This window comes from Streptomyces sp. NPDC059900 (genome assembly GCF_050270335.1).
In the GTDB taxonomy this organism is placed as follows: Bacteria; Actinomycetota; Actinomycetes; order Streptomycetales; family Streptomycetaceae; genus Streptomyces.
Window position 1 is genome coordinate 1 of record NZ_JBNNJZ010000756.1, and the last position, 3,308, is coordinate 3,308.

The 3,308-nt window shown below is 70.1% G+C and carries 2 protein-coding genes; both read right to left on the reverse strand.

The window, feature by feature from the left end:
* Positions 1-105: 105 nt before the first annotated feature.
* The gene (locus tag ACQKIP_RS43370) at positions 106-1,692 is read right to left on the reverse strand and encodes a S8 family peptidase (protein ID WP_365853329.1); all 1,587 of its coding nucleotides are present in this window, start codon (positions 1,690-1,692) and stop codon (positions 106-108) included.
* Between the two features lie 14 nt (positions 1,693-1,706).
* Positions 1,707-3,239: a S8 family peptidase gene (locus tag ACQKIP_RS43375; RefSeq protein WP_365853331.1), complete on the reverse strand. Its 1,533-nt coding sequence runs from the start codon at positions 3,237-3,239 to the stop codon at positions 1,707-1,709.
* Between the last annotated feature and the right edge of the window lie 69 nt (positions 3,240-3,308).

A 3,308-nucleotide genomic window follows, 5' to 3' on the forward strand; every position in this document is an offset into this window, starting at 1 on the left:
GGCCTGGACGAACCGGGAGTCCTTGTACTCATACATGGAACGAGATCCTCTCGCGAAGGGCCGGGCGGTCCGCGACCGCCCGGCCCGACTCCTCACGCGGGAAGGCTACTTCCGCACGGCGTCCAGGGCGTCGATCATGCCCACGCCGTAGAAGCCGTTCCTGTTCTTGCCGCCCGCGCACACCGCGTCGACCTTGCCGTCACCGTCGATGTCGTACGGATCGGTGCACTTCATGGCGTCGGCCTCGCCGTACAGCAGCGCCTTCACCTTGGCCGATGACGCGTGCGGGTGGGCCGACTTGATGAGTGCGGCGACACCCGCGGCGTGCGGGGACGCCATCGACGTACCCGCCTTGTAGCCGAACTTGCCGCCCGGAAGGGTCGACAGGATGCGGCCGTCCGTGGCCGGTGCGTCCGGCGTCTGGTACTTCGTGGAGTCGCCGCCCGGCGCCGCGATGTCGACGACACCCTGGCCGTAGTTCGAGTACGAGGACTTGATGCCCTTCGCGCCCGTGGCCGAGACGGTCACGACACCCGGAAGCTGCGACGGCAGGTCGAAGCAGTCCTTCGTCTTGATCGTCCGCGGCACCGGAGTGGTGTCGTCCGGGCTGGAGTCGTCCACGATCTCGTCCTGCGCGAGGTCGGTCTCGGCGTTCCCGGCCGCCGCGACGTTCACCGCACCCTTGCGCTCCGCGTACCGGGTGGCCCGCCCGACGGCGTCGACCAGGGCCTTCTGGTCGGCGTCCGTCTTGCAGTTGAAGAGCCACGGGTCGGTGTAGTAGCTGGAGTTGGTGACGTCGACACCGTGCTCGGCCGCCCACATGAAGCCGCAGACCACGGCCTCCGTGTAGTACATGCCGGTCGCGGGCTCGGCCACCTTCAGGCTCGCCACCTTCACGCCCGGAGCGACACCGGTGATGCCGGTGCCGTTCTTCGCGGCGGCGATCGTGCCAGCCACGTGCATGCCGTGGTCGCTCTCCCCGCTCACCGGACGCCACGCGCTGTCCTTCTGCACGGGCACGCCGCCCAGGCAGCTCGCGGACGCCTTCGCGTCGAAGTTCGGCGCGATGTCCGGGTGCGTGTCGTCCACGCCGGAGTCCAGGACGCCGACGGTGACTTTGGAACTGCCGAGCGACTCCTTGTGGGCCTTGTCCGCCTTGATGGCGGGCAGGTCCCACTGGAGCGGCTCGAGCTCGTCCTGGCCCGCCCCGGCCCGCCCGGCGGCCTTCTCGGCCTCCGCGGCGGTCAGCGGCCGGTCGGCCTCGAGGGCGTCGTCGGACTGCGCGGACAGCGGCGCGGTGCGGGTGGCCCCCGCCGACGCGACGCCCTTCGCCCCGCGGATCTTCTTCGCGAAGTCCGCGTCCGACGAGTGGACGACGATCACGCCGATCCTGTCGTACGCGATGACGACCTTGCCGCCTGCCTTGGCGATGGCCCTCTTCACGTACGCCGACGTCTTGGCGGACAGTGAACCACCGTGTCCGGCGCGGACGTTGACGACATAGCTCATCGACGCGCCGTCCGTCAGGGACGAGCCGAGCGCCGACACCACGGACGACACGGGGCCGTCCGGCCGGGACGCGGCGTCGGGCTGCGCCGATGCCGTGCCCGGCAGGAAGGCGACGGCCGAGGCCACCGCCATGCCGAGCGGGAGTGCGAGCACGCGCCGGGAGCGCGTGAAAGGTGCGGTCATGCTGCGCGTGCCCCTCACTTCTTCACGGCGTCGAGCGCGTCGACGATCCCGCTGCCGTAGAAGCCGTTCTTGTTCTTGCCGCCCTCGCAGACCGCGTCGACCTTGCCGTCACCGTCCGGGTCGTAGGGAGTCGTCGGGCAGCCCGGGTTGTCGGCCTGCTTCTTGAGGAGCCGCTGGATCTCGGCGGGGCTCGCCTTGGGGTGCGTCGACTTCAGGAGCGCCGCCACGCCCGCGGCGTGCGGCGATGCCATCGAGGTGCCCTGCAGCCAGCCGTACTGGTTGCCCGGCATCGTGGAGAGGATGCGGCCGTTCTTCGAAGGGGTGTCGGCCGGGATCTGCCGTGCGTCGCCGCCCGGAGCCGCGACGTCGATGACGCCCTGGCCGTAGGTGGAGTAGTACGACTTGAGGTTCTGCACGCCCGTCGCGCTGACCGTGACCACGCCCGGCAGCTGCGTCGGGATGTCGAAGCACTCGGAGGGGTCGATGGTGCGCGGCACCGGCGTCGAGTCGTCGGGGCTCGAGTCGTCCAGGATCTCGTCGGCCGCGAGGTCGTGGTTGGAGTTGCCCGCGGACGCGAGGTTCAGGGTGCCCTTCTTCTGGGCGTACAGCTGGGCCCGGTTGACCGCGTCGACGATGGCCCGCTGGTCCGGGTCGTCCATGCAGTTGTAGAGCCAGGGGTCCACGTAGTAGCTGTTGTTCGTGATCTCGATGCCCTTGTCGGCCGCGAACACGAAGGCGCAGACGACGCTCTCCGGGTAGAACAGCTCGCTGACCGGGTCGGCCACCTTGATGCCCGCGACCTTCACGCCGGGCGCGACACCCGCGACGCCCACGCCGTCGCGCGCCGCTGCGATCTCGCCGGCCACATGCGTGCCGTGGTAGTGGTCCGGCTTCTCCGGGCGCCAGGCGCCGGGCGAGGTGTCCGCCTTGCCGCCGACACAGCTGGCCGACTGCGAGGCCGAGAAGTTGGCGGCCAGGTCCTGGTGGGTGTCGTCGACTCCGGTGTCGATGACGCCGACGGTGACCTTCTTGCTGCCGGGGTTTATCTTCGCCGCCTTGTCGGCGCCTATCGCGCGCAGATCCCACTGGTCTGCCTCGAGCGGCTCGGCGCCCGCGGCGGCCTGCGCCTTGAGCGATTTGGCGTCGGCCTTCGACAGGAGGGTCGGTGCGCCCTCCTCCGTGGTGCCCGCCGCCGTCAGGGGCGAGGTGCGGGTCGCGCCCGCGGACTGGACCCCCTTGACCTTGCGCAGCTGCTTGCCGAAGTCGGGGTTGGCCGAGTGCGCGACGATGACGCCGATCTTCGGGTACGCGACGACCACGGAACCGTCGGCCCTGGCGATCGCCTTCTTGACGTACGCGATCGTCTTGGAGTCCGTACGGGTGTTGACCACGTACGCGAGCTTGGGGGCCTCGGCCTTCGCCGACGCGGAGGCGGGAGCGTCGGGGGCCGCGGTCGCGACGCCCGGCGCGAAGCCGACCGACGCCGCGAGCGCGATACCGAGGGGCACGCTGAGCGCGATGCGACGTCTGGAACGCAGATGAGCCATGGGATCTCCACATCATCCGGATACGTGAACTGCCCGAACACATCTCGTGATCGGGCAGGTACATGACTG

Bases quoted from the DNA above. Each gene is read 5' to 3' on its own strand.
- ACQKIP_RS43370 (WP_365853329.1), bottom strand. From the start codon at position 1,692: ATGACCGCACCTTTCACGCGCTCCCGGCGCGTGCTCGCACTCCCGCTC.
- ACQKIP_RS43375 (WP_365853331.1), bottom strand. From the start codon at position 3,239: ATGGCTCATCTGCGTTCCAGACGTCGCATCGCGCTCAGCGTGCCCCTC.